Below are 24,160 nucleotides of genomic sequence, written 5' to 3' on the forward strand. Positions count from 1 at the left end.
TATCAGCGTCGTGGCGAACCCCTCTGCGCGGCCTGTATCTGGCGCTGGAGATGCAGGCGCCGCTGTTCTTCGGATGACCGGGCTGCCGGGGCAGGCTGTTCCACTGCAGCGCGCGGTGCCACCGGGGCGGCCTTCTCCGCCTCGGCCACGACCCTTGCAGGCGCGTGGCGTTCATGATGGGCCGACGCCTGTTGCCGAAGATCATTCAGCCTGTCCGCATCGAGCAGATCGGCGAACGCCTGTGCCGCGGCGTCCGCCATAATCAGGGCGGCGGCCTTGTCGCGATCTTGCGCACAGGTCGGATCCTTTTTGGCCGCCGCGCATGCCGTCAGCCAGGCGGCAACCAGTTCCGCTTTGTCGTTTCTCGGACGCTGAACCGATGGGGTAATCGGGGGGGGCTTTGGTGGCGAGGGAGGTGGAACCGCGACTGGTTCCGCTGCTTTGGCAGGCGCAGCGGTGCTGGCAGGCCCTATGCTGACCGGCTCCATCCTGGATCGGACAGTCTCGACCGGACGCACTGTGGGGGCGGGAATCGCTGGATTGTTCTTGGGAAGTTCGGCTGCAGGCGTTGAAGTGACGGCAGGGGCAGACGGAGCGGGCGTCGAAGGGGCGGACGCGCGGAGCATCGCCTGCGTGCGATATATGCCCGCCAGGCGTTTCTGTGCCGTTGGCGACTGAAGATCGGCTGGAGCAATGCCAAGGCGGGCAGCGTCTTCCTCGCTTACCCGCAATTGCGTGCCCTTTGTCAGTATAGGCAGGCCGCGCTTCGAGATTTCGTCGATCACCCGGTGTACATTGCGCAAAGCCGTTTGCTGAGCGAGTGCTTGGGCAGCACAGCCCGCTTTCTGCGCAGCGCGCAGGCGATCCTGCACGGCTGGATCGATGCTATAGCGGCGCAACCCATCCTGCATGGCGGGATCGTGATGGGCCAACCTCCACTCGTCCTCAGGCCGTGACGGGATCGTCAATATGCCCGGCGCCGCCTCGACCGCTTCTACGATCCTGGCGATAAGTCTGTTCTGCCGGTCGCGGATGCGATCAAGCCGGTTCAACTGCTCGATCGAAGCGGTGGCCAGCATCATGCGGTCCAGTTCGTCGAGCTTGAACGGCTCGACATGGCCGTCGCGCCGGACCAGGCGGCGGCGGTGCCTTTCGATACGACCGAGCCAGCGATCAACCTCCGTGCTGCGCTCTTCAACGGTCAGCGCGCGGCGCTGTTCGGCCGGATCAGGCGTGAGCGGCACGTCAGCCGGAACATCCGGCATGATGGCGGGAATGCTCTGTCCGACACCTGATGCTTCATCCAGGCGCGGTGTCGCCTGCGGAGCGGGAAGAATCTTTGCCGACGCCCTGGGACGGGCCAATCCCGGCTGCAGGACATCGAGATCGAATTGGGCCTGCTCGCGCGCAATCTGCGCGCTGACATGGAGGTCGAGAGCGAAGCTGGTTTCCGCCGCGAACGCGCGCTCCAAATCCTGAAGATAGAGTTCGGCGTCACGACCGCGCTGGGTGAGCGCCAGATAGCGCGGATGCTGCGCCGGGTCTTTGCCTGCCGCCTTCCGCTTGGCGGCAAAGTCGGCGGCATGGCCCGCCATGTCGCGGGCTGTGCGTTCCGCGTTGCTGCGCGCCATGGGATGCAGGACGTTCAGCAGGACGTCGCTGGTGCGAGCCGCGGCACGACCCGTCTCCAACTGGCGTTCCAATTCCGCGATTTCCTTGAGCGCCTTGTCGTCTTCGGTAGCCATGGCGCGAAGTGTCGCCACCCGGTCGGCGTCCTCCTTGTCCTGCTGATCATGAAACTGCAGGACCCGGCGCAGTTTCCACCGCCAGCCCTTCTCTGCATTGCCCAATTCCTTTTTGGGCGCCGCTCCGCAGGCGGCGAGAAACCCTGCCTTTGATCCAAGATGGACCTGCGGTTCAGCTGCGATACCCATCTCGGCGAAGGTTCGCGGATCATAGCGTCGCCGGGATTTGACCATGGCGAGCTCGACATTCACGGCATCTGCGAAGAGCTTGCGCATATGGCTCGGCCATTCGCGGCGGCCCACATCTTTGTCTTTGGGCCGGCGATGGGGATATGTTTCCCTAGCATTGCGCGATGCCGATTTATGCTGGGCCGCAATGGTGAAATCCCACTCGCCGTCGATCAACTCGCACGGGCGATCATAGAAGAGCAGATGGAAATGCCAGTTGCGGTCATGGTTGGCCGCCGTGGGCGCATGCAGGGCGAGATAGTAGCGCAGCTTTCGCTTATCGAGTTCCGCCGCCAGCGCCGACAACACCCGCTCGCATCCCGCCGGTCCCAGTTCGTGCGGCAGTTCGCCGGTGATGCGCCGTTGCACGATGCCGCCTCGGCCTTCGCGTACATGGATGGCTGCGCCAACCTTCTTCTTCTTTAGCCAGGCGGCTACGCCCTCGATGTCGGCCTCGATCTGAAAGGGATGGGTTCTGGTAACGGCATTGCCAGACTGCCGCACCCGATAGCGTTCGGGATCAGCGACTATCGCTTCGATCGCGCCCTTCAGTCCTGCCGGGATGGTCTCATCATCCGTCAGCGCCAACAGGGCCTCGGCGTCGAACGATTTGGCAAGGCAGATGCCGTCGGGATGGCCTTCGCGCTCATGCTTTACCACCTGGGCGAAGAAGGTGGCGGCATCGCCGGGTATGTTGTTCAGAATGACGGGCTGGCCGCTTTCGTCGATCGCGAGCGCCATGTCGCGCTCAACATAACCGATATGGGCAACCGCTTCATGGGGTGCCGCGCCAGGCTGAGTTGCATCCGCCGCTGAAGCCACGGCTTCGTCTCGGCCGACATAGCCGACATGACCAACCGGATTGGCCAGTTTGCCGTCATTGGTGTGGCAAGTGCCGCCCACGCCTTTGGTGACTCTCGTCAGTTCGAAGTGGAAGGACTGGCGGCCATCGGCTGTGGTGGGACGCCCCTGCGGTGCGCGTGGCAAGTGGAAGCGCGCTGGCGCCAATTCCATGGGCCGCCTTTCGCGCTTGACCGGCGCGATGGCATGATCAGCTTCTGCAATGAACCGGCGGCCCTTCAGCTTAAGGACATTGGTCTCCCGGCCCGTGATGTCGTCGTCCGATCGGGCAGTTGCGCGATCGCGATATTTGCGGATCGCCGCCCGGGCGAGCTCAGCCTGCTTGGCTGTGAGAGCGGCTGAAGGCTCGAAGTCGAGTTGTTGCGACATGAACAATAGTGTCCATGATCAAGATCGTTGAAGCAACGGATAAATGATGATAGCCGTAAGTCTAGTTTGTAGGATGAACTGGAAAATATCACAAACGGCAATAGCCGCCGCTGACGTGAGGAAGCGAATAATCGTGAAACGACCACTCGCCAGAGTTCCCCTCTAACAGCTGACTGCATCAGCGTTAGAGGTATTGCGCAACTTTTAGGGCATGGGGACTGGTTCCCATTTGTGGTCAGTAGAAGTTCTTGCTCTAGGACTTCTCTGGGAAAGCCGTTTTGCGGTTTAGACCGGGTTCGTGCGCGAGTCTGCGGACGGCGCGGAGTGCCTGCTGCACTGCTATTTTCCATGCTGGGCACATGAGAGCCGGCAGGTGGAAGGCAGGCAATGGACTTTTCATTGCCCATTTCAGGAAGGGGGAGACTGTCCCCCTAAATGGGCAATGAAAGGCCGATAGCGAAATACCGCGCCGAATTTCGTCGCGACAGCAGAGAAAAATGCGCGCGTCTCTGGCGGGAATTGTCGGACCATCCTATCAGGGAATGGGTGACCCAGAACGAGCACCCCGATCCACCGCATGAAGAGGCAGTTGCCGGCCGGATGAGCGCGTCCGTGCTTCGGATCATCGGCATATTGCTGGGTTCGGTTGTTCGTATGCGATCGCCTTGGCTCTGGCTGCTGGTCGAGTGGCTGGGCTGGGCGGTCCGCCGGATGGTCGAACTTCTCGGATTTATGGCAGATCAGGTCTCGCTCTCCGACCCGTCGGCATGGCGTGTGCGGCGGATGCTGACCGCGCCGCCGCAGCGCTGGGCAGCGCCATAGATCCTGCTGCTGGCCAATCAGGCCGCATCGGTCAGCGGCATTACCTGCCGCATGTTTGGAATTCTGCCCCGGCCGCCGCTGTATCATTAGTACAAAGCGTATAATCCGTACAACGATACAGACCGTACAGCGGGCGAGGCATAGTGGTTGGAATATCGAAAAATGAAGAAGCTGTTTCAGGAAGATGTGGATCCCGTCTGCGATGAGCTGCGCGCCTCGGGCATGCCGATGAAGGCGATCAACGGCTCGCTCGTCTGGACGAAGTTGGGCAGCGTGGGTTCGCGCAGCACCGCCTATGAAATGGTGCGTGACTGGAAGGAAAGGCGTGCGGACAGGTCGGTGGTGCAGCCGCTGCTCTTCTCCGAAGCGGGGCGCAGGGATCTGATCGCTGCGGTGGAGCGCATTGCCAGTGGGGAACTGGAGGCCGAACGTCAGGCGACCGCCATCGAGAATGCTGCCCTGCACGATGAGGTCGAAGCGCTGCGGCAGGAGCGCGACGATCTGGTCAAGGCGATCGGCGCGCTGGGTGTGGAAGTCGACGAACTCAAGGAACAGCTGCAGTCGGCTGTGCTGGAGGCGAAAATACTTGCCAAGGACCGCGAGCTTTTGATGGTAGCTAAGGGCAGTGAGCAGTCAGGAGCGGCGGTTCGCAGGAGCGACCCTAGTGCCAATGAACCTGATCCTTCGCCGGGATTTTTCGACCAACCGGACCATTGAAATGGCAGGGCAGCATAAGATTATGCTGCCCTCATCTTCTCCACGAAAGGTTTTAAAGCATTTCAAAATCTTCAGCGGTTAATAACCTCGCCATGATTTTAGCCCATTGGTTATATGCCAGATGGCGATGAGGGGGGCGATTTGATAACCGCAGCGATAGAGCGTATCAATGAACATGCTCGTACTGTTAAACCGCAGGATGCACTCCACCCGAAATCGCGGATCGTTTATTTGATTCTCTTCGCGTGGTGCATGGCATGGATATCTGTCTTTGCGCTATCCGACTTCATCGTCGGCCAGTCCGCGCTTTATTCGTCGTTCGGATCGATTTGCTTGATTGCAGGCTGCGGTGCGCTCGCCCGACGCTATGGGCATGCCAGGATCGCGCTCTTCCTTGAAGCCTGCTCCGTTCCTGCAATAGCAGCGGCGCTCAGCGGGGGGACGATAATAATGTTAGCCTCGATCAGCAGCCACTTCGTCGATGCTCAACTGATCAGGATCGATGCGGCACTCGGGTTCGATTGGAGAGCCGTATTTCGCCTCTACCTCGCATATCCCGGGATCGTGCCCTTGTCCGAAGCGGTATATGCTTCGTTTCAACCGCAGTTTTTATTGCTGCCTGTGGCATTGTGCGTTTGGCGACCCGAGCTGCTGTGGACCTACATCACTGCCTATGTTTTCGCACTTCTCTTGTCAGCCGCGATTTTCCCATATGCTGCAGCCGAAGGGCCATATATTTTTTACGGGATACGGCAGGGCACCGTGCCCGGCATAGGAGATGATTGGCCCTGGCAGTGGCATTTCGGAGAGTGGATCACCCAACTTCAAAACGGCGAGATTCGCGATCTTTCAAAAATCTGGCCGGGCCTGATACAGTTTCCCAGCTTCCATTCCGCCGCCGCTGTGTTGTTCATCTGGGCAACCCATGGCATTCGCCTCCTGCGCTGGCCTGGGCTACTGCTCAATGTGGGCGTGATCGTCTCGACGTTTGTCAGCGGAGCGCATTATCTTTCCGACGTTTTGGCTGGATGTAGCGTGGCGATTATGTCGATCTGGGCCGCAAACAGGGTGACAGCCCCTCGAACCAGTCAAACAAAAGATCAGCTCAACCAGCCACCCCAATCGTCGCCGGCATATCTGGGGGCCTAGGACCAAGCGTCAGGGTTGTCAGAGCCGTTGTGCGAGCTGTTGCCGCGTGACTTTAATTGGTATCTAAGTTCGGCGTGGGGAATTTTCTTAATCAGCCTAACGATGGCGGCCTGGCGGTATGACGGGTCCGCAAATCCAACCGCCTGCGGCCGTGGCCGCGGCACGCTATCTTCCTGAAGCGATTTTCGCCGTGATCGTCGCTGCAGCGATGATTTTTCTGTACGACATTCCGCTCACCCACGATGTCGTTTGGCAGTTCTGGATCGCGCGCCAGATGATGAATGGCGCGACGCTTTATCGGGATGTGTGGGAAATCAATCCCCCTCTCTGGTTCTGGTCTGCAGTGCCGATCCGTTCTGTCGCTGCTTGGCTTTCTATGCCTCCGCTTCGCTTGCTGATAGTCTGTATAACGGCGCTCGGCGGTCTATCGGCGCTGGTGGCTGGACGGCTCTCAGCCACCGGGTCGCCCACTGGGCGACTTACGCTGATGCTCATGTCGTTCTGGCTGATGGTCATCGGACCACTCTACGATTTTGGACAGCGCGAACATATCGCCTTGATTTGCTCGGTCGCTTACGCCGCACTGATTGCGCGCAGATCGACCGGGGTGCCTATACAGCCGTGCCTCGCGCTCCTTGTGGGCATCGCCGCCGCTTACGGCTTTGCGCTTAAACATTATTTCGCGATTGTGCCAGTGATGCTGGAATTGTGGCTGGTCACCCGCAGCCGGTCACTATGGCGACCTATCCGCCCCGAAATTATCGCCATAGGAATATTTGCGGTCGTTTATGCCATCACCGTGATCGCTTTCGCCCCGGCTTTTTTCACCGACAACCTTCCGATGGTCCGCGCCGCCTATCACGGTTTTGAATCATCATGGGCAATGATCCTGCTGCGGCCCTGGATCGTGATCTGGACGCTTATAGCCGCATTCTTCCTGACATTTGGCGGGGCCTTCGGCAAAAAGGCAAATCCGTTTGTGTCCACCTTGCTGCTCGTGGCCATAGGCTATGGCTTTTCCTACTTTATGCAGCGCAAGGGCTGGCTTTACCACAGCGTCCCCGTGACCGGCGCTGTCGGTTTGGCGTTGGGCGTGCGACTGGGTATGGCCGACATGCGCCGGCTGATTCCTACCGTAATTGGGCTGTTTATGCTGGCATTGCCCGTACTGATGCCGGTCAGGATCGGCCCCTATTTCAACTTTTTCCGGGGCGATATTGACCTAGTTTTGTCCACGTTGCCAAAGGGCAGACCAGTTTTCATCGCCTCGGGCGAACCGATGTGGGGATGGCCCACGGTTGAAGATCATGGGCTTGCCTGGCCATCGCGCCTTTACGCCTATTGGATGATACCGGCTATCGCCCACGGCGAAGTGATCGGCCCCAATCCGGCACCGCTACGCGAACTGGCCAAGCGGATACAGGCAGAAGCCGCTCTGGAAATTCGTTGCTCGTCACCCGCGCTGATCCTGTTCGAGCGACGGGCAAATTATGTTTATCAGCCTGCGAGTTTTGATGTTCGCGGATTTTTCCTACGCCGTGCGGACATCCGTCAGTATCTGGCAGCGAATTATCGTGAGTGGAGGCCAACCCGTTGGCTCTATGTGTACCGACGAGTGACGCCGCCTGACCCCCGTCCTACCCATCCGGGATGCCCGAGATTCGCCGGAGGCTCTTAAGGCAACTTAGTGCGTTCGGAGTACCATCGTTATCATATGCGGCACGATCATCGGGATTTCAAAGATGCGGGAAGCATCCATGCTGGTTGACCGTAACGCATCCACCGTTCGCACGGATGCTCCGATTTCGGAAAACCCGTCCTCCATGTCGATCGCACCGGGATGGATATGGGCATTTTTGATCATCTGGTTCGGTGGCAGCCAACTACTTCTCTGGCGATTTCTCGATGTGGCGCCTATCTGGGCCTTTCCGATTGGCTTGCTGATCATTGCGGGCCTGTGCGCGTTCACGATCAGGGTCACGAAGAACAGCGGCAATATTGGCATTGGCACCATACTTACCTGCTTTCTTGTGGTTCTGGGCCTGCTCGCGCTGAGCGGCGAAGGGCGCTTCTTCTACGCCAATGTGGATTGGCAGGTGCGCTTTGCCGTTTTGCGAGACATGGGGATAAGCCCTTGGCCGTTCGTTTACACAGCTCGGCCGGAACCCGACCTACTCCGCGCGCCGATTGGCATGTTCCTGGTGCCCGCGATCATTTTCAAGGCGATAGGCGCTCGCGCGGCTGATGTTACCCTGCTGGTGCAGAACAGCACGCTCATTGCCCTGTCGCTCGCGATGGGAAGTCAGTTATTCGCTGACAGGCGATCGCGCGTGATCGGATTGACCATATTCGTGCTGTTTTCAGGCATGGATGCGCTTGGCGACCTGCTGATGCAGGGAATGCTCACAGGTCACATGGAAGACTGGGCGGAAATCCAATATTCCTCCACCGTCACTCTGCTGTTCTGGGTGCCGCAGCATGCGATCGCCGGTTGGGTGGGCGCCATTGGATATATGATGTGGCGAGAAGGCCGGATCACCCTTGCGCCATGGCTGGCAATGCTTCCGCTGACGGCGCTGTGGTCTCCTTTGGGGCTGATCGGGGCGATGCCATTCGTTGCTCTGGCTGGATTTCGGACTATTATCGCGCATGCGTTTCGTCTGCGCGACGTTCTGGTTCCCGCAGTCTCGCTTCTCCTTTGCATACCCTCTCTCATTTATCTGGGGGCAGCATCGGACGACGTTGGCTTTCATTTCCAACCGATCCCCTTCATCCAGTGGTTGCTGTTCCAGTCGTTCGAAACACTGCCATATCTGATTCCGCTGGTGATCGCTGGACGTTCGACGCGGTTCGGCAGCGACAGCCTTTGGCTTGCCATTATCTGGCTCATGCTGATCCCGTTCGTCCAAATTGGCTGGTCGACCGATTTCATGATGCGCGGGTCTATCACTGCGCTGGCTCTGGTGACGGTGATGGTCAGCGATCACGTGGTGCAGCGGGGCGAAAAACGACGCTGGTTGTTGATCGTTTTGTCGGTTGGTAGCTTGACCGGCCTTGCCGAAATCCGGCGGGCGCTGGTTTATCCCGCAGCGCCGGAAGTGCGATGCAGCTTTTTCAAGGCATGGGATCAGACGTTCGCGGCCTTTCCCAAAGGTTCCTATCTTGCCCCGTTGAATAAGGTGCCGACGCTGATCCGTCCGCATCATCCCTTCCGAGCCATGGCAAATGAGCCGCCGCGCTGCTGGGATGGTTCCTGGAATATGCCCTTCGACCCGCGAAATGCTCCGTCAGGCCGAAAGGATGGCGTAAAGTGACAGTCCCACCGGGAATGGAATACGCCCCAGAACATGTCGCTCGGCCGCAAAAACCCGCTGCAACGCGGCATTGATAAGGGGTGAGGGGCGCGCATCCAGTGGAGCGTCACGCCGCAGCCAATGATGGGCGAAGCGCTGCGCCACGGCGAGCGGGAAAAGCAGGCTGTTGAAATATCCTGAGACTTCGACCTTCAGCTCAGCGGCACGGACCACTTGCAACAAGCCCTCATGGGTATAGCGGCGCTTGTGATGGTGCAGCACATCATGGTCCGACCAGAGCCAGGGCGCTGCGGGAACTGTTAGCAACAATCGCCCGTTTGGCGCCAGCCGTGCGCCCAGGGCGTGAAGCGATGCTTCATCCTGATCGATATGCTCCAGCACATCGAGCAGCGCGATCATATCATAGCGCGTGTCGCTGAAACCGATCGCGTCCGGCAAAGCGCCCGGTTCGACGCGACAAAGGCCTCGCGCGGAGGCCAGTGCACGCGCGTCGGCGTCATATTCCATCGCATCCAGCGTGCCAAATTGTGCCAGCAATGGGATATTGCCGCCGGTACCACAGCCAGCCTCAAGAATATGTGCTCCAGGCGGCAGCGGCACATTCGCGCGGATCAGGCTATCGATGATGGCGCGGCGAGCCACGAACCACCAATGATCCTGTTCCTGCGCACTCATGCTCGCATAGGCTGATCGATCCATTCGTCCATTTCCTCGATATGCGGCTGTATGGCAGGTCGCGGCGTCTGCTCGCTTTCCTCTGCCACAACATAAAGCGGCCGTTTACGAACTTCCTGTGCGACGCGACCCAAATATTCGCCGATGATGCCAAGGCTCATCAGGTTAAGCCCGCCTAGCATCAATACCGCGACCATGATGGATGCGTAGCCCGGCGTGTCGATCCCGGTCAGTATCGTGTGCAGCACGAGAAATGCAGCATAGGCAAAGGCCATCAGAGCGATGCTGCCGCCGACATAGGACCAGATGCGCAGCGGCATGGTGGTCGATGCGGTGATGCCGTCCACGGCCAGCGACCAGAGCTTGCTGACACGCCATTTGCTGTTCCCCGCCTCGCGTGGGGCACGTTCATAATCGACGGTCGCCACGCGGAAGCCAACCCAGGAAAAAATGCCCTTTGTGAAGCGCGCCTGTTCACCAAGCTGTTTGATTACGTCCACCGCTTGCCGGTCGAGCAGCCGGAAATCGCCGACATTCTCAGGAATCGGATAGTCGGAAAGCCGATTGATGATGCGATAGAAGCTTTGCGCACTCCAACGTTTGAACCAGTCGTCGCTCGACCGATCCGCACGGCGCGCATTGACCACCTTCGCACCAGCCAGCCAATGACGCACCATGGCAGTTATGACTTCAGGCGGATCCTGAAGATCGACGTCGATAGGGATGACGGCATTTCCCCGGGCCCGATCAATGCCTGCTGCCAGCGCGGCTTCCTTGCCGAAGTTGCGCGATAAGGTGATGTGTCGCACGTCGGGATCCCGGCGTGCGAGGATCGCGAGTATGTCGCCAGTCCGGTCGGTGCTGCCGTCATTGACGAAGAGATATTCGGCCTGCGCGTTCGGCCCGATCAGGGCAAGCGCTTGTGCAACCGCGGGGCGTGCGGCATCCAAAAACAGCGAGATACTCTCCTGTTCATTAAACACCGGAACGACGATCGACAGCAACGATGGTTCAGCCATGCCTTCAGCCCCCCTGCGGACTAACGCCCACCGCAGCTATCGACAAAAATGGTTAACAAAACACCACCCGCTAGTGCAGAGTATAGCACGCCCGAGGGATTGAACATAATTTTTACCATTTTTGGCGATCACGCCACAATGTATCGAATGGCCAGATGGCGGCGCGGATGATCACCCGGAACAGCCTGACGATTGTCAGCATTTTGGCGCTCGTGGCCGCACTAATCCTGTTGCCGACCTTTCTTCTGGGTCCCGGTTTTTCCCATTCTGTTACCTATAACTACGTCTGGACCAGTCAGTTCGGGACGGAGATAGCGAAAGGGAACTTGTACCCGCGATGGTTGCCGGGGAGTTTCGAAGGTCTGGGAAGCCCCGCCTTCTACTTCTATCCGCCAATCGCCTTCTGGATAGCCGGCGCCTTCGATGCGGGCGGCTTGTCCACGCTCGCAGCGATCAACATGGCAGCTTTTCTGACGCTGCTGCTCTCGGGCATTACCATGTATCATTGGCTATCAGGGCGAGGAACCTATCCGCTGATCGGCGCAATCCTCTACATGGCTGCGCCCTATCACCTCTTGGACTTCTATGTGCGGGGCGCGCTGGCGGAATTCACTGCCTTCATATGGTACCCACTCATCGCCTTGGCCATAGTTCGCCTTCCTGAACGCAGGGGTATCGTCCTGCTGACGTTGAGCTATGCCGGGCTTGTGCTGACACATTTACCGATGGCGATGCTGACAGGATTCTTCCTGATCGCTCCGCTCGGCGCGTATAAAATCTGGCATGACCGGCGCGCCATTTGGCCTTTGGTCATCAGCGGCGCACTGGCCGTGGGCCTTGCGGCTTTCTATCTTGTTCCCGCTCTGACGATGCAGGGCTATATTTCCTCGCAGCTTCTATGGGGGGCTTGGTACAGGGCGTCGTCCTGGGGGTTGCTGGCACATGGTCCGCTGCTCCAGATGCTTTATATTCCGGTCCTCATCGGCGGTCTTGCGCTGATGTCGCTGTCTGCACGGTCTATCTGGACGTTCGTAAGCCTCTTGGCGGCGTTGGCGGCGCTCGGCTTGATCCCCTTTATCTGGGACATCCCGCCCTTGAGCCAGGCGCAGTTCCCTTGGCGGCTTCTCGGTCTGATCGAATTTGCTGCCATAACGGCAATGCTGAGTTGTCGCCCGAAGCCGATCCTGTTGGGCTTGGGACTAGCCCGCCTTATTCACCAAAAGTGTCCTGAAGGGTTGGCGGGAGTGGCGTAAGCCTCTGATCTGAATTAGGAACTGGGTGTCTAAGCCGAACCTGCCGCAGGGCAGAAAATGCCACGGGCCACACCCGCCATGAACGATGATATCGCAAGCTCATTTGGATTCCCAGCAGTCGGCCGCAAGAAAATCACAGCTGCGTTCGACGGTGGCCGGCTTACCTCGGATGGCGGTGTTCTACTGCTTGCACAGGCCGAGCGCGCGATGGGGATTTGCCAGCGCCTGGCGGCTTGTATTGCCGATCCGCGCGATCCAGCGCGGGTGATCCATCGCCTGGATGACATTCTGCGTGCCCGTGTGTTCGCGATTGCGTGCGGCTATGAGGATGCCGATGATCTCGATGCTCTGCGCGACGATCCAGGCTTCCGCCTGGCGCTCGGCAAGCTGCCGGAATCGGGCGCGGGGCTGGCCAGCCAACCGACGATGAGCCGGTGGGAAAATGCACCGACTACGCGCGAACTGGCCAGCATGATGGCCGCGATGATCGACATCTACTGCGCCAGCTATCCCGCCCCTCCGACAGCGGTCACGCTGGATATCGACGACACGTGCGACGTCGTGCATGGCTATCAACAGCTCTCGTTCTGGAACGGGCATCATGGGGAGCGCTGCTTCCTACCGATCCATATCTACGACACCGCGACCGGCAGGCCGGTGGCCATGCTGCTGCGCACAGGCAAGACGCCTTCTGGAAAGGAGGCGGCGGGGCACATCCGACGCCTGGTGCGTCACCTGCGCCGTAATTGGCCCGATACCCACATCACTATCCGCGGCGACGGGCACTATGGTCGACCCGAGGTCATGGCCTACTGCGATGCGGCCCGCGTCGATTACGTGTTCGGCCTGCCCACCAATTCAGCGCTGCGCGCCGATCCCGCCATTGTTGCGGTCGCCGATGCCTGCGCGGTCAAGCGCGCCCAGCGTCAGTGTCCCGTCCTGCGCAACTATGCCGAGACCCGCTATGGGGCAAAGACCTGGAAGTGCCAGCGTCGCGTCGTTGCACGGATCGAGGCCAGCACGCTGGGCATGGACATCCGCTATGTCGTCACCTCGTTGGCAACAGGATCGGCCGAGCACATCTACGACACGCTCTACTGCGCGCGTGGTCAGGCCGAGAACCTGATCAAGCGCCACAAGTCCCAGCTCGCCAGCGACCGAACCTCGTGCCGCTCGGCCAATGCCAATCAGATGCGCCTGATACTGCACACTGCCGCATACTGGCTGCTATGGCGCATCCAGCAGGCGATGCCCAGGACCGCTGCTCTGGCAAGCGCGGAGTTTACCACCTTGCGCCTGCGGCTGCTCAAGGTCGCTGCGCGCGTCGTAGAAAGTGCTAGCCGCATCCGCATTGCCTTCGCTTCCGCCTGTCCGGATGCCGACCTGTTCCGCGCCCTCGTTCTCCGGCTGAAGCCTGCGCCGACGTAGCCCATGCGGCAGCGCCGCAGAACTCCGAGCCCAGCCCTTCAACCCGAAAAGCCCATCAATCCGAATGCGGTGAAACAAACGCCAGCGATGCCGGTCGTCCGCGCAATACAGCCAGCCGCAGCAAATGCCCAGAGCGGGCCCGAAACCGAGCGTCGTGAATAAGAGAGGCTAGGGCTTGTTCTTTTCTCCTGCATCCGTTGGATTTCGGAGGCGTCGGAATATCTGATTAGGCCGGTGCCCTACGCGATGATGGCGCAAGATCTGCCCGATGCCGCCGAATATCTGCCTGTCGGGTTCGACACGGCAAAGATTACCGACTTCGAACGAAAGCCGGACCTGTCAGCCTGGCGCGGTGTCCCATTGAGTGAAGAAATCGTCGTGGATACAGCGGGCGAGGTAACGATGCGCCGCGCTGCATTCCCGATTTGGCGCGTCATGCGAGGCGAAGAGGTGGTGCCCTATAGCGGTCCCGTCATCCGATTCCACGCTCGACCGGGGCATTATCGCATAAAACGCATATTTGTGTGGCAGGAATGGGCGGGCCTTATCTTGAGCCTATGCAGTCTGCTAATGTTTGGAATGTTTTGTAGCGGGCAACCAGGTCGGAAGATCACTGGAGCGGGTAGCGGGGATCGAACCCGCATCACAAGCTTGGAAGGCTAGTGCTCTACCATTGAGCTATACCCCCTTTTCAACGACTTAGAGCCGCCTGAGCCTAGCGTTTTACAGAGCGTTTTACAGCAGCCTGTGCGAGACGTTCGCCCAGTGCCACGACAATGGCGGTTTCGTCAACATAGTGATTGCGGATTTGTGAGACTTGTTCGGGTGCCCAACCCATCAGTTTGGCAATGTCACTATCCGTGAAACGCTCTCCGGGAGCCGTCATGAGCCGAGTAGCAAAAGTCCCACGTATGTCGTGAAGATGCTTCCAGCGTTTGCTGCCATCATGATCGAAGTGATGAATGTCCGCATCGCGCACTGCCTTTCCGAAACCTCCTGACAGCCCATTGCCAGTCCATGGCGTGCCATGGCTGGTGACAAGGACGGTATTTACCTCCGCCTTGCGTGCGCGAGTTTTGAGGTCCGCAAGCAAGTCGTGCAACGCTGGGATCACAGGCATGACAACCAGCCGCCGCTTCCCCCTGCTTATTTTTGCCGCGATCCGCCTTATTGCTTGCGGGCCTATTTCATCCCATGTCAGCCCGATTAAATCGGCACGCCGCAATCCCGTCAGAGCCGCCAACGCTGCGACATCGCGCAAGGACTGGTTCGCGGTGGCGTTAAAGGCTTCAAAATCCTCGTCGGTCCAAATGATCTCTGCACGCTGCGCTGCCCGGTAAAGGGTCGGGATGCTTGACGCGACGTTGACCGTGACCCTCCCGTGCAATCTGCCAAACTCCAGCAGACGTTGAAGCATTGAAACATGGATGTCTGCCGCACGCGGAGTGCTGGCCATCTCATCACGCCACTTCACTACCTGCGTGACCATTCGGGGGTCGTTCCAAAGTCGAAGCGGCACAGTCCCCCACCGTTCCTCAACCCGGTCCAGTGCCCGCCCCCATGTCTGTTGGGTGCTACGCTCCAGCTTCGTCCATTCAGGGCTGTTGGGACGATACTGGCGGATTAAGCCTTCAATCGTGTCCTTCGGTGCGGGCTTCGCCTTTTCGAGGGCTTCTGCGATGGCAATAACATCTTCCCGCGTGACTGCGGGTTTTTCGCCACCGATAACAGAGCGGACAAGCGGACCACCGCGCCAAGCATAGATGTAGTAGCGGACTGGCTTTCCCGGTCGCCTTGCGGTGACGATGTGAACGCCCTCTACGCCAGTTTTCCGGCTGCCAACCATTCTGCAAACTCGTCTTTGGGTTGAGAAGAAGTCGCGCCTTGGGCCAGAACTCTTATGGTCCCGTCCGGCACGATCTCTATTCCGCCGATAGTGAGCCCCAAGGCACGGGCAGCTTGCCCCGCGTGCCGAATAGCCACCTTTCCGGGGTAAATCGGGCCAGCATGGCGCGACCGCTTCCGTTTCGCGGGACCGGGAAGTGCAGCATCATCTTCAGGAAGCGTGCCACTGCCCTCAATAGGAAACGGTGCAGGCTGTGCCCCCTCTGCGGCTATGTCGCCAGTTCGCGACCGGACTACTTTGAAGCCCATGTTTCACCAACCTCATTTTCAAGTAAAAACCAAAATACCTGAAAAATAATAGGAAAGTTGAACCATCAGTCAAACATTTTCGGCTGCAACGGGTTGCAAGCCTATTTGGTTAAATCAGTTTATTATTATTCCGGCAGAGACGACTTTCTTGGTCAAACATGCTGTTTGAACTTTAGCACAAGACATGCCCGCAATGTTCTCTATGCCCGTGCAACTTTGGCGATTTTTATTTCTATGCTCCCAGTCTGTGCGGATCGTTGGCAAATGGCGGTTTTCCGTAACAGTGTCGGAAATCGGCAATCATTTCCGCCTCGACCTGTTCTGGAACGCGATCCGGCGTCTCCTTCCACGCGACCAGCAGCGTCGAATAATCCGCAAGCTGCCAGATCAGCCGCCCTCCCCAGTGACCAACTGGCTGACCAGCGCCAAAATCGGCATACTGCTTCAGGCGGCGGCGAAGGTTATTCGCCTTGCCGATGTATACCACTTCCGCGAGATCAACCCAGTTGGCGGCTAGCGCGTCGAGCGACACAGCAGGGTCTTTACCCTTGAACCAGCCTCCCACGCTTGCCGGGGTGTAAGAAGGTAGAGCGTCCGGGTCGCGACAGACCACATAGACGCCGCCAGTCAGCGGGCACGCACTGCCATAACGCAGTTTCTCGAAAGGCACCCATCCGGCGAAGCCTGCGCGTTCCAATCCGATCCGCGTATAGAGCATGTCCCAGTCCTCCGCTTTCGCACACCCTACTGGCCGATGCTGAACATCCCGGTTTAGTCCGATGCAAGCAGGCCGCGCCGACGCCCAAACCCGGAAGGAGGTGACGAAGGTGCCGATGGGACCGGAGCCGAAATGGACGGCCCGTTTTGCTGACTATGCAGAATGACCCGAAAACGTCCAAACCAATCTGCCAGCCGTTCCTCCGGCGTCCCAATCAGTTTCTCCTTATGATCCACCATTTTTCTGATGCCGGGAGCGAGGAAGACGATCTCGATAGAGGGGTCCTGAAGATCGTTGACGATCAACTTCAGACTCAACCGGGTATCCTTGCCCTTCTTACGGGTCTTGGAGCCTGACAAACCTCCCATCAGCAATCCGGCAGGCCCAAGCAATGCACCGCCCAAAGCGGCCCCCATGGCCTGCGAACCACGATTTGTCTTCTCTATGGTTACGCCGTCGCTTTCAACTTCGGCGGCGATCAACGCGCTGAATGGGAATGTCCGAAAAGGCCGATCCACTCCGCCATACGCAAACTGGCTCGAACTGGGATCAATGGCGATGACGCTGGATTTCCACGGATCATTATAGCGCATACCCACCGAGAAATCGGGGATCGACGCTATCGACTGCTCCAAACTGGCCCGCTGCCTCTTCGCCTGTGATGCTGCCCAACAGCATAGAGCAACAAAACCCATCAATCCAATCACCACAATCATCTCGTCAACTCCTCATCGAACCTACCCATCGTAGACCCTTATAGTAAACAAATGACCCTCATACCGGGTAGCAGTGAGACGCGCGCGATGGCCTTCACTGTGCGATGGAAATCAAAAAGAAGTTCGGCCTTGCAATCGCGCGTGCCAGAAGAGAGCGCGGTATTACACAGGAACAACTTGCCGACCTTGCAGGCATCGCACGCTCCTATTGCAGCGATGTCGAGCGTGGCGTGCGAAACCCGACGATCACCATCGTCGAGCGCATCGCGAAGGCGCTAGACGTGAGCATGGGCGATTTGCTCGATTAGGCCGATCTTAATCCTATCCGGGTCATGCTGCCCGCGAGATGACCAGCAAGACAGACCCCCGGCGCACGCGAGATTGCTGTTACGAGACCTTTCGTGCGGAGCATCCTGACTTCATCATCGAACTGGAGGGATTGCGCCAGTTTGAGAAGTTGGCGCTTGGCAAGCTGTCTTCCTTGAACGCGCGCGGTCGCCGTGCCTATGTCCGCACGTTGTTGCACTGTCCTCGATTGGCGACGCTTAATGCCTATGAGGTGATCCGCAACTTGCAACAGTTGCACGGCGTTACCCCGGCTTCGATCCGCGCCCTTGCCACCAGATGCAATCCGTATAGCCCGATCCGGGAGCGCATCCGCACGACTACGGTCGTCAAGCATGGTCGCCCGCGCATCGTTCAGAACTTCGGGCCAGAAAGACGCCTGCACCACCGTCTGGTAGCCAAGGTGCTGGCCCAGCTACATCCTCCCCGTCCAGAGCAGTTCCTGTTCAACGGGGGGGATGCCGGAGGCCCTCGCGGCCATCGAAGCAGCCTTCCGTGATGGCGACATCTACGCCGTGGAGTTGGACATCTCCAACTTCTACGGCTCGATCCGCTATGACCGATTGGCTGAACTGCTATACCCGCTGCCCGCCTCCGTCACCGCCAACGTGATCCGCGATGCGCGCATGTGTCATACTGCGGTGTATAGCGTCAGAAGCGAGCCCCTCGGCGGGGTTCCTCCTTCCTCCAGTGCTCCGGCGGGGCTCCCAATGGGTGCCGCCACCTCCCCCATCATCGGTGAAATCATCATTGGTCATCTGCTGGCCAATGCCGACATCGGCAAAGTGGTGACGTATGCCGATAATCTGCTGGTCCTCGGATCGACAGAGGGGGAAACTCGGTCGAGAGCAGAACGCCTACAGGAGCAGGCTGCGCAGCCCGAAGCCGGAGCGCTGGAGATAAGGATGAGGGATGTCGGATGCTTCCTGCACCCGGCAGGCGTCCAGTTTGCAAAGCAGGTGGGCACGAACATCCGGCATCGGCTGGACTGGGCACCGGATGCCACTCGACAAAGCACGTTTCAAATGGCGGACTGGGAGCCATCGCGTCCGGTCACGCTTGTCGGGATAGAAGAGGCCCGCCGAAGATTGCTCCAGTGGCAGCGGGCCTACCCTATGTGGCGAACGGGAGATCGGTGGGTCCAAGCACAACTGGCTGAACTGGCCTGCCTTCGCTATTATCACGATGCCCGCCCCGAAAACCGCATGGAGGCTCTGCAAGCCGTGATAATCGCCTGCCTCGTCGGCGCGCGCGACGACGTTACGGATGCAATACCGGAAGGCTCGACTGCGCTGCACCTCGAACGCCGGAAAGCACTCATACCGGATGCTCTGGCGATGTGGACCACCATGGTGCGTCAGGCCCAGCAAGCAGCTTAACCCGGAAGGCCGCACGGATAGGTTTCCGCGAATGGCCGCGCCATGGTCCCCGGATCAAGGGAAAGCGGCTGGAACCATCCATCAGGGTTGAGCCGGGCGATGTAGCCTCGCCAATAATCCGGCCTCCAGAAGCGAATGTGAATGGCGAAATGGCACTGGCGGCAAACGGGATAGACGGCCAGTGGATCGGCATAGTCTTCGGAGTGCAGCCCCACCGCGTAAGGAAACGTCCGCTCGCAAACCGAACAGGTGCAGGAAGGCACTATGTCGCCAGACGCCAGTGCCGCTTTGACCATCCGCAACTTCCACGCACGCTGGGCCGGATCAGCGCCATTATACCATCGTTGGCCGGGCTTGCCGGGAAGGCGGCTCATAGTAGCCCGGCCTCCATGCTGGCTAGCACGCGCTCGACCATCAGCAAGCGCTCGCGGACATTTCCGATCAGCGCCCGCGCCAGATCAATAGGAAGTCCCGACTGCTGACCTTCGACCGCAACCGCATGCATGTCCTCGAACAGGCATGTCAGCGATGCAAATGACGCCCGGACATGATGGCCACTCATGACAGGCTCTCGTCTGCGAGGATGCGATAGACGGATGACCGGCTGACCCGAAGCTGCTGGGCGATGATCGACGCGCCGACGCCCGCTGCGCTCATCGCCCGGACCTGCGGGGCAAGGCGGCGCGCGGTGGGCGCACGCCCCCGGTATTTCCCCTCCGCCTTTGCCTTGGCAATCCCCTCACGCTGGCGACACAGAAGCAGTTCCCGCTCGAACTGGGCGACCGCGCCGAACAGCGTGACGATAAGCCGACCGGAAGGCGACTTGGTATCGACGGGCTGGCCACCGAAATCCAAAATCTTCAGCCCCACCGATTTGCGTTCGAGCGTCGCTATGATCGCCAGCAGGTCCGCCGTCGATCTAGCGAGGCGATCCAGCCGGGTCACAACCAGCGTGTCGCCTTCCCGGACATAGTCCAGCGCTGACGCCAGTTGCGCACGCTCCGCAACAGATGACACCCGTTCCGTAAAAACCTTCGTGCAACCCGTTGCACCGAGGTCGCGCTCCTGCGCCTCCAGCCCGGCCACTTGATCTACCGTTGAGACCCGTGCGTATCCGACATTAACCATCTGTTTTTCCTGCATTAAATCCAAGAATAACAATGGCAAACACTCATGGAAAGTCACGCGATACCGTCAACCCGGATCGTTTCCGGGGTCGATCTTTTACGATGAATACACCATCACGCGGCATAGGCTTTGCCGCGACCAAAATGATACCGGGGGAACAATGCAGCCCAGTTACATCTCCGTGATGAACATCTTCACGCAGCAGACGAGATACACGGTTCCGCTATTTCAGCGTCCCTATGTATGGGACAAGGACGGGCAGTGGGAACCGTTGTGGGACGATGTGCGCGCCGCCGCCGACCGCGTCCTTCATGCGAACGGCAAACCCGTGTCGTCGCATTTCCTCGGAACCCTCGTTCTCGACCAGACCCCCAATCCGGTATTCAGCCTGCCACGCCGCGAGGTTATCGACGGCCAGCAGCGCCTCACCACTTTGCAACTCGTCCTCAAAGCGGCGGAACACGCCTTGGAGGCATTACGCTCTATCGTGCAATCCGATGAGGAAGGCACAAAGGCCGTGGACATTGCCGCCCGCCAGATCGGGCCGCTCACCAGCAACCCGGCCTATGCAGAAGACGAGGAGCGCTACAAGGTCTGGCCGACCAATGAGGACCGGGCTGCCTTCCGCGATGTTATGGACGCCACGGCAGAAGCCGGGCCACAGATCGCCAATACGCGCATGGGCGCAGCCTATCGCTATTTCCGGCAGGAGTTTGCCGACTGGCTGGCGCAGGGGCAGCATGGCGAACGCGCAAAGGCGCTCGCCTCCGCCCTGAAGGACTATCTTAAACTGATTGTCCTCGATCTTGATGGCAGCGACGAGCCGCAAGCCATCTTCGAGACGCTGAACGCCCATGGCACGCCGCTGCTGCCTGCCGACCTTATCAAGAACTGGCTGCTATGGGAGGGCACACGGCAGGGACTGGAGACGGACACGCTATACACCAGCTACTGGCGACCATTTGACCGGGACAGCGATTACTGGCGTGAGCAGGTCGGCGTGGGCCATGCGTCGCGTGCCCGTGTGGACACCTTCCTGCTGAACTGGATCACCCGTCACCTGCGCGAACCCACGTCGGCCAAACATCTGTATGATCGCTTCCTGCATTTCGTCCAGGCTGGCGGTCCTCGGCTGGATGACGGCAAGCTGGATGTCGCTGCACTGATGGCCGACATCGCTGCCGATGCCAAACGGTTCCAGATCATAGAGCAGCCCGGAGGGCATAGCCGCTTCGACACGTTCCTCCGCCGCCTGAAGTCGCTCGACATCATCGTGTTCCATCCGCTGCTGCTGGCACTGATGGGTCGCTCCGGCACTGATGCCGCCGATCTCGATGAAGCGGGGGTTGTGCTGGAAAGTTATCTGGTCCGCCGGACTATCTGCAAGGCCCAGTCCCGTGGCTATGGCACGCTGGCTATAACGCTGGTGAACCACATTGCGGCTCTGGACGCCGACGCCCCCGCCGCCCCCGCGTTGCGCGCCGCCCTGTCCGCGTCGCCTGCCGGGCCGGACAGTTGGCCCGACGATGAAGCTTTCCGCACCGAATGGTGTCACCGGAAGTTCTACGGCACCCTGCGCCGCAGCCGCGTCCTGATGATCCTGCGGGCCATTGAGGAGAGGTATCAGCGCGAGCATCTGAAATCCGAACCCGTGCTGGCTTTCAACTTCGACGCTCTGGAGGTGGAGCACATCCTGCCGCAGAAATGGGAAGCGAACTGGCCGTTGGGGGACAGCGCCGTGACCCGCGAAAACCGAAACTGGGCGTTGCACGGCATCGGCAACCTGACGCTGATCGGCGGACCGCTTAACAAGGAGTTGAGCCACGGCCCGTGGACCGCGCCGGACGGCGCGCCTTCCAAGCGGAGGGGCTTGCAGGATCACAGCAAGCTGGAACTGAACGCCCGGTTACTCCGCGATCATGCCGATCAATGGGACGAAGCCGGGATGAGGCGGCGCGCGGAGACGCTGTTCGAGGCCGCCAGACATGTCTGGCCCGCCCCCACCCCGACAGCCGCAGTCCCGATAGGGTCATAGAACCAGCTACACGCCGTCCCGCTGGGTTGAAATCAACTTCAGCGGGACGCGGCGCACCTGTTCCCAATGGGAAGGCCCATAAGGAACATTACCTTGTGCAAGACGCCCGCCAAACCCCCTCGACTTTTTCGAGATCGCACTGTTTGAAATCGAACGGCACACCAGCAGTTGAGGGATTGGCCTTTTTCCCTGATGAGCCTTCTTCAAGTGCATCGACCCGTGCGTCGATCTTCTCGATCATAGGCTTTCCGACATAATAATCAGTGTAAACTGAAATCGCGATAGGCGCATAGATCGCGAGCAGAGAAACGATGATTGCTACCAAGGCAAGAACGTATCCCCATTTAGGAAGGCGCAGCACTTCGGCAGCAACATCCTTTGAAAGGCTTTCCATGCTTAAAAATGTAGGCGCAAACATGCGTGATCGCTGCATGATTTCACGCTTATAATCGTCCATCGACTTGCTGACCGGATTTGGCGGCACCGGATCGTGCGTATGGAATAATAGCCTGAAAAACTTATCGCCCTTCTTAAAGGTGAAATCGGAGTTGCTGAAGTTAACGAGAGTAGAGAGGTGGCCTGGCAAAATTGGACAGTGGGATAAGTGGATTTTCTGCCTGACGGCGGCCAGAGTAGCCGCGAGACAGGAGCAGAGATGAGCAAACGACCACGCCGGAATCACAGCCCGGCATTCAAGGCGAAGGTGGCATTGGCTGCCGTGAAGGGCGAGAAGACGCTGGCCGAGTTGGCGCAGCAGTTTGACGTGCATCCCAACCAGATCACGCAATGGCGCGGGCAACTTCTGGAAGGGGCCGCTGGTGTGTTCGGCAGCGAGACGCGGAACGACGCTGCCGAGCCGGTGATCGACGTAAAGACGCTGCACGCCAAGATTGGCGAACTGACGCTGGTGAACGATTTTTTGTCAGGCGCGCTCGGCAAGGCGGGTCTGTTGCCGAACGCAAAGCGATGATCGATCGATCGCACAGCTTGCCGCTCGCGCGGCAGGCCCGGACACTTGGGATCAGCCGGGGCAGCGTCTATTACCTGCCCAGGCCGGTTTCGGCGGCTGATCTGACGATCATGCGGCGCATCGACGAACTACACCTGGAATTTCCATTCGCGGGCAGTCGGATGCTGCGCGATCTGCTGCGGCAGGAAGGCATCGAGATCGGCCGCCAGCATGTCGCCACGCTGATGAAGAAGATGGCGATCGAAGCGAGTTACCGTCGCCCGAACACATCGAAGCCGACACCAGGGCACAAGATTTACCCCTACCTGCTGCGCAAACTGCCGATTGTGCGGCCCAACCAGGTCTGGGCGACTGACATCAGCTACATCCCGATGGCGAGGGGGTTCGTCTATCTCGTGGCCATCGTTGACTGGTTCAGCCGGAAGGTCCTGGCCTGGCGGGTGTCGATCACGATGGAGGCCGACTTCTGTGTCGAGGCATTGGAGGAAGCGCTCGCGCGCTTCGGAAAACCGGAGATTCTCAACACCGACCAGGGCAGTCAGTTCACTTCGCTCGCCTTCACAAGCGTGCTGCACCGGGAGAAAATCGCCATCAGCATGGACGGGCGGGGCGCATGGCGCGACAATGTGGTGGTCGAGCGCCTGTGGCGCTCGGTGAAATACGAGGAGGTTTATCTGCACGCCTACGGCGGGGTCAGCGAAGCCCGGGGATCGATCGGTCGTTATCTGAGCTTTTACAACGCGAAGAGGCCGCATTCGAGCCTTAGCGCCAAGACCCCGGACCAGGCATATTTTGACAACCTGCCCGTGGCGATGGCAGCATGAATTTGGCCGCCGATATGGGGCGTCACTCCGGTCGGGCTACGCCCTCCTGCATGACGCCCCATATCGGCAGTGCGAGCAAACAATCGGCAGACGGTCCACTTATCCAATGCCGATCGCCGTTCAGACCAACCCGGCCACCTCTGCTCACCGCGCCTGAGGGCTGTTTCAACTGCCAGCAGAATCAAGGGACGGATAAGCGGATTGCGTGTTTCTGCTAACGCCGCTTCCAAGCGTTGCAGTTCGCCCGGACGGAGGCGTCTGTCGCGGTCATTTTGAATGCGAGGCTTACGGACCAAGGCGATAGGATTAGT

Annotated in this window: 22 protein-coding genes and 1 tRNA gene; 12 read left to right on the plus strand and 11 right to left on the minus strand. The window is 59.4% G+C overall.

The window, feature by feature from the left end; genetic code table 11:
* Positions 1 to 2: 2 nt before the first annotated feature.
* Entirely contained in the window at positions 3 to 3,203 is a 3,201-nt protein-coding gene (locus tag NUH86_RS16715; protein ID WP_267250534.1) for a MobA/MobL family protein, read from the minus strand.
* Between the two features lie 600 nt (positions 3,204 to 3,803).
* Here NUH86_RS16715 and NUH86_RS16720 point away from each other — a divergent pair.
* From NUH86_RS16720 to NUH86_RS16740, 5 genes are all read left to right on the plus strand, one after another.
* Positions 3,804 to 4,025 carry a hypothetical protein gene (locus tag NUH86_RS16720; RefSeq protein WP_267250535.1) on the plus strand — a complete coding sequence of 74 codons (222 nt, stop codon included), beginning with the start codon at positions 3,804 to 3,806 and terminating at the stop codon, positions 4,023 to 4,025.
* Between the two features lie 162 nt (positions 4,026 to 4,187).
* The gene (locus tag NUH86_RS16725; protein ID WP_267250536.1) at positions 4,188 to 4,742 is read left to right on the plus strand and encodes a DNA-binding protein; all 555 of its coding nucleotides are present in this window, start codon (positions 4,188 to 4,190) and stop codon (positions 4,740 to 4,742) included.
* 141 nt (positions 4,743 to 4,883) lie between these two features.
* On the plus strand, positions 4,884 to 5,891 hold the full coding sequence (locus NUH86_RS16730) for a phosphatase PAP2 family protein (RefSeq protein ID WP_267250537.1): 1,008 nt from the start codon (positions 4,884 to 4,886) through the stop codon (positions 5,889 to 5,891).
* A gap of 118 nt (positions 5,892 to 6,009) precedes the next feature.
* Positions 6,010 to 7,569 (plus strand): GtrA family protein, encoded by a 1,560-nt coding sequence (locus tag NUH86_RS16735; protein WP_267250538.1) that lies wholly within the window; start codon positions 6,010 to 6,012, stop codon positions 7,567 to 7,569.
* A gap of 79 nt (positions 7,570 to 7,648) precedes the next feature.
* Positions 7,649 to 9,205, plus strand: coding sequence for a hypothetical protein (locus NUH86_RS16740; protein ID WP_267250539.1), 1,557 nt, complete (start codon positions 7,649 to 7,651; stop codon positions 9,203 to 9,205).
* Here the strand turns inward: NUH86_RS16740 and NUH86_RS16745 are convergent.
* Both NUH86_RS16745 and NUH86_RS16750 read right to left on the minus strand, forming a co-directional pair.
* Entirely contained in the window at positions 9,179 to 9,904 is a 726-nt protein-coding gene (locus NUH86_RS16745) for a class I SAM-dependent methyltransferase (protein WP_267250540.1), read from the minus strand. The two genes, NUH86_RS16740 and NUH86_RS16745, sit on opposite strands and share 27 nt — an antisense overlap.
* A complete protein-coding gene (locus NUH86_RS16750; RefSeq protein ID WP_416365331.1) occupies positions 9,877 to 10,884 on the minus strand; it encodes a glycosyltransferase family 2 protein in 1,008 nt (335 codons plus the stop codon). The genes NUH86_RS16745 and NUH86_RS16750 overlap by 28 nt, the downstream gene beginning before the upstream one ends.
* 182 nt (positions 10,885 to 11,066) lie before the next feature.
* Here NUH86_RS16750 and NUH86_RS16755 point away from each other — a divergent pair, with 182 nt between their 5' ends.
* The gene (locus NUH86_RS16755; protein ID WP_267250542.1) at positions 11,067 to 12,152 is read left to right on the plus strand and encodes a hypothetical protein; all 1,086 of its coding nucleotides are present in this window, start codon (positions 11,067 to 11,069) and stop codon (positions 12,150 to 12,152) included.
* Positions 12,153 to 12,230: 78 nt separating this feature from the next.
* On the plus strand, positions 12,231 to 13,580 hold the full coding sequence (locus tag NUH86_RS16760) for an IS1380-like element ISSp1 family transposase (RefSeq protein WP_013039775.1): 1,350 nt from the start codon (positions 12,231 to 12,233) through the stop codon (positions 13,578 to 13,580).
* A gap of 614 nt (positions 13,581 to 14,194) precedes the next feature.
* On the opposite strand, the gene NUH86_RS16765 is transcribed toward NUH86_RS16760, so the two are convergent.
* The 4 genes from NUH86_RS16765 to NUH86_RS16780 form a co-directional block, all read right to left on the minus strand.
* A tRNA-Gly gene (locus tag NUH86_RS16765) sits at positions 14,195 to 14,268 on the minus strand.
* A gap of 27 nt (positions 14,269 to 14,295) precedes the next feature.
* Positions 14,296 to 15,426: a tyrosine-type recombinase/integrase gene (locus NUH86_RS16770; protein ID WP_267250543.1), complete on the minus strand. Its 1,131-nt coding sequence runs from the start codon at positions 15,424 to 15,426 to the stop codon at positions 14,296 to 14,298.
* Positions 15,427 to 15,966: 540 nt separating this feature from the next.
* Complete coding sequence (locus NUH86_RS16775) at positions 15,967 to 16,452, minus strand: hypothetical protein (RefSeq protein WP_267250544.1); 486 nt, start codon at positions 16,450 to 16,452, stop codon at positions 15,967 to 15,969.
* Positions 16,453 to 16,505: 53 nt separating this feature from the next.
* Positions 16,506 to 17,168: a hypothetical protein gene (locus NUH86_RS16780; RefSeq protein ID WP_267250545.1), complete on the minus strand. Its 663-nt coding sequence runs from the start codon at positions 17,166 to 17,168 to the stop codon at positions 16,506 to 16,508.
* A 104-nt stretch (positions 17,169 to 17,272) separates the two neighbouring features.
* Between NUH86_RS16780 and NUH86_RS16785 the strand changes: the two genes are divergently transcribed.
* The 3 genes from NUH86_RS16785 to NUH86_RS16795 are packed head-to-tail and all read left to right on the plus strand — an operon-like array spanning position 17,273 to position 18,892.
* Complete coding sequence (locus NUH86_RS16785) at positions 17,273 to 17,476, plus strand: helix-turn-helix domain-containing protein (RefSeq protein WP_267250546.1); 204 nt, start codon at positions 17,273 to 17,275, stop codon at positions 17,474 to 17,476.
* 38 nt (positions 17,477 to 17,514) lie between these two features.
* A complete protein-coding gene (locus tag NUH86_RS16790; protein WP_267250547.1) occupies positions 17,515 to 18,012 on the plus strand; it encodes a hypothetical protein in 498 nt (165 codons plus the stop codon).
* The gene (locus NUH86_RS16795) at positions 17,972 to 18,892 is read left to right on the plus strand and encodes a hypothetical protein (RefSeq protein WP_267250548.1); all 921 of its coding nucleotides are present in this window, start codon (positions 17,972 to 17,974) and stop codon (positions 18,890 to 18,892) included. The genes NUH86_RS16790 and NUH86_RS16795 overlap by 41 nt, the downstream gene beginning before the upstream one ends.
* Here the strand turns inward: NUH86_RS16795 and NUH86_RS16800 are convergent.
* From NUH86_RS16800 to NUH86_RS16810, 3 genes are read right to left on the minus strand one after another with little or no spacing between them, the layout of a single operon-like run.
* Positions 18,889 to 19,266: a hypothetical protein gene (locus tag NUH86_RS16800; protein WP_267250549.1), complete on the minus strand. Its 378-nt coding sequence runs from the start codon at positions 19,264 to 19,266 to the stop codon at positions 18,889 to 18,891. The two genes, NUH86_RS16795 and NUH86_RS16800, sit on opposite strands and share 4 nt — an antisense overlap.
* A complete protein-coding gene (locus NUH86_RS16805; RefSeq protein WP_267250550.1) occupies positions 19,263 to 19,454 on the minus strand; it encodes a hypothetical protein in 192 nt (63 codons plus the stop codon). Before NUH86_RS16805 ends, NUH86_RS16800 begins: the two co-directional genes overlap by 4 nt.
* Complete coding sequence (locus tag NUH86_RS16810; RefSeq protein WP_267250551.1) at positions 19,451 to 20,020, minus strand: recombinase family protein; 570 nt, start codon at positions 20,018 to 20,020, stop codon at positions 19,451 to 19,453. The genes NUH86_RS16805 and NUH86_RS16810 overlap by 4 nt, the downstream gene beginning before the upstream one ends.
* A gap of 160 nt (positions 20,021 to 20,180) precedes the next feature.
* On the opposite strand from NUH86_RS16810, the gene NUH86_RS16815 reads away from it, so the two are divergent.
* Positions 20,181 to 22,055, plus strand: a complete 1,875-nt coding sequence (locus tag NUH86_RS16815; RefSeq protein WP_267250552.1) for a DUF262 domain-containing protein — start codon at positions 20,181 to 20,183, stop codon at positions 22,053 to 22,055.
* 88 nt (positions 22,056 to 22,143) lie between these two features.
* Here the strand turns inward: NUH86_RS16815 and NUH86_RS16820 are convergent, their stop codons facing one another.
* A complete protein-coding gene (locus NUH86_RS16820; protein WP_267250553.1) occupies positions 22,144 to 22,512 on the minus strand; it encodes a hypothetical protein in 369 nt (122 codons plus the stop codon).
* A 198-nt stretch (positions 22,513 to 22,710) separates the two neighbouring features.
* On the opposite strand from NUH86_RS16820, the gene NUH86_RS16825 reads away from it, so the two are divergent.
* Positions 22,711 to 23,849, plus strand: a protein-coding gene (locus tag NUH86_RS16825; protein ID WP_267249575.1) for an IS3 family transposase whose coding sequence is annotated in 2 segments (ribosomal slippage) — positions 22,711 to 22,969 and positions 22,969 to 23,849 — 1,140 coding nt in all. Because the reading frame shifts where the segments join, the coding sequence is not laid out codon by codon here.
* The last annotated feature ends 311 nt before the right edge of the window (positions 23,850 to 24,160 follow it).

The sequence above is a fragment of the Sphingobium sp. JS3065 genome, assembly GCF_026427355.1.
Classification (GTDB): Bacteria; Pseudomonadota; Alphaproteobacteria; order Sphingomonadales; family Sphingomonadaceae; genus Sphingobium.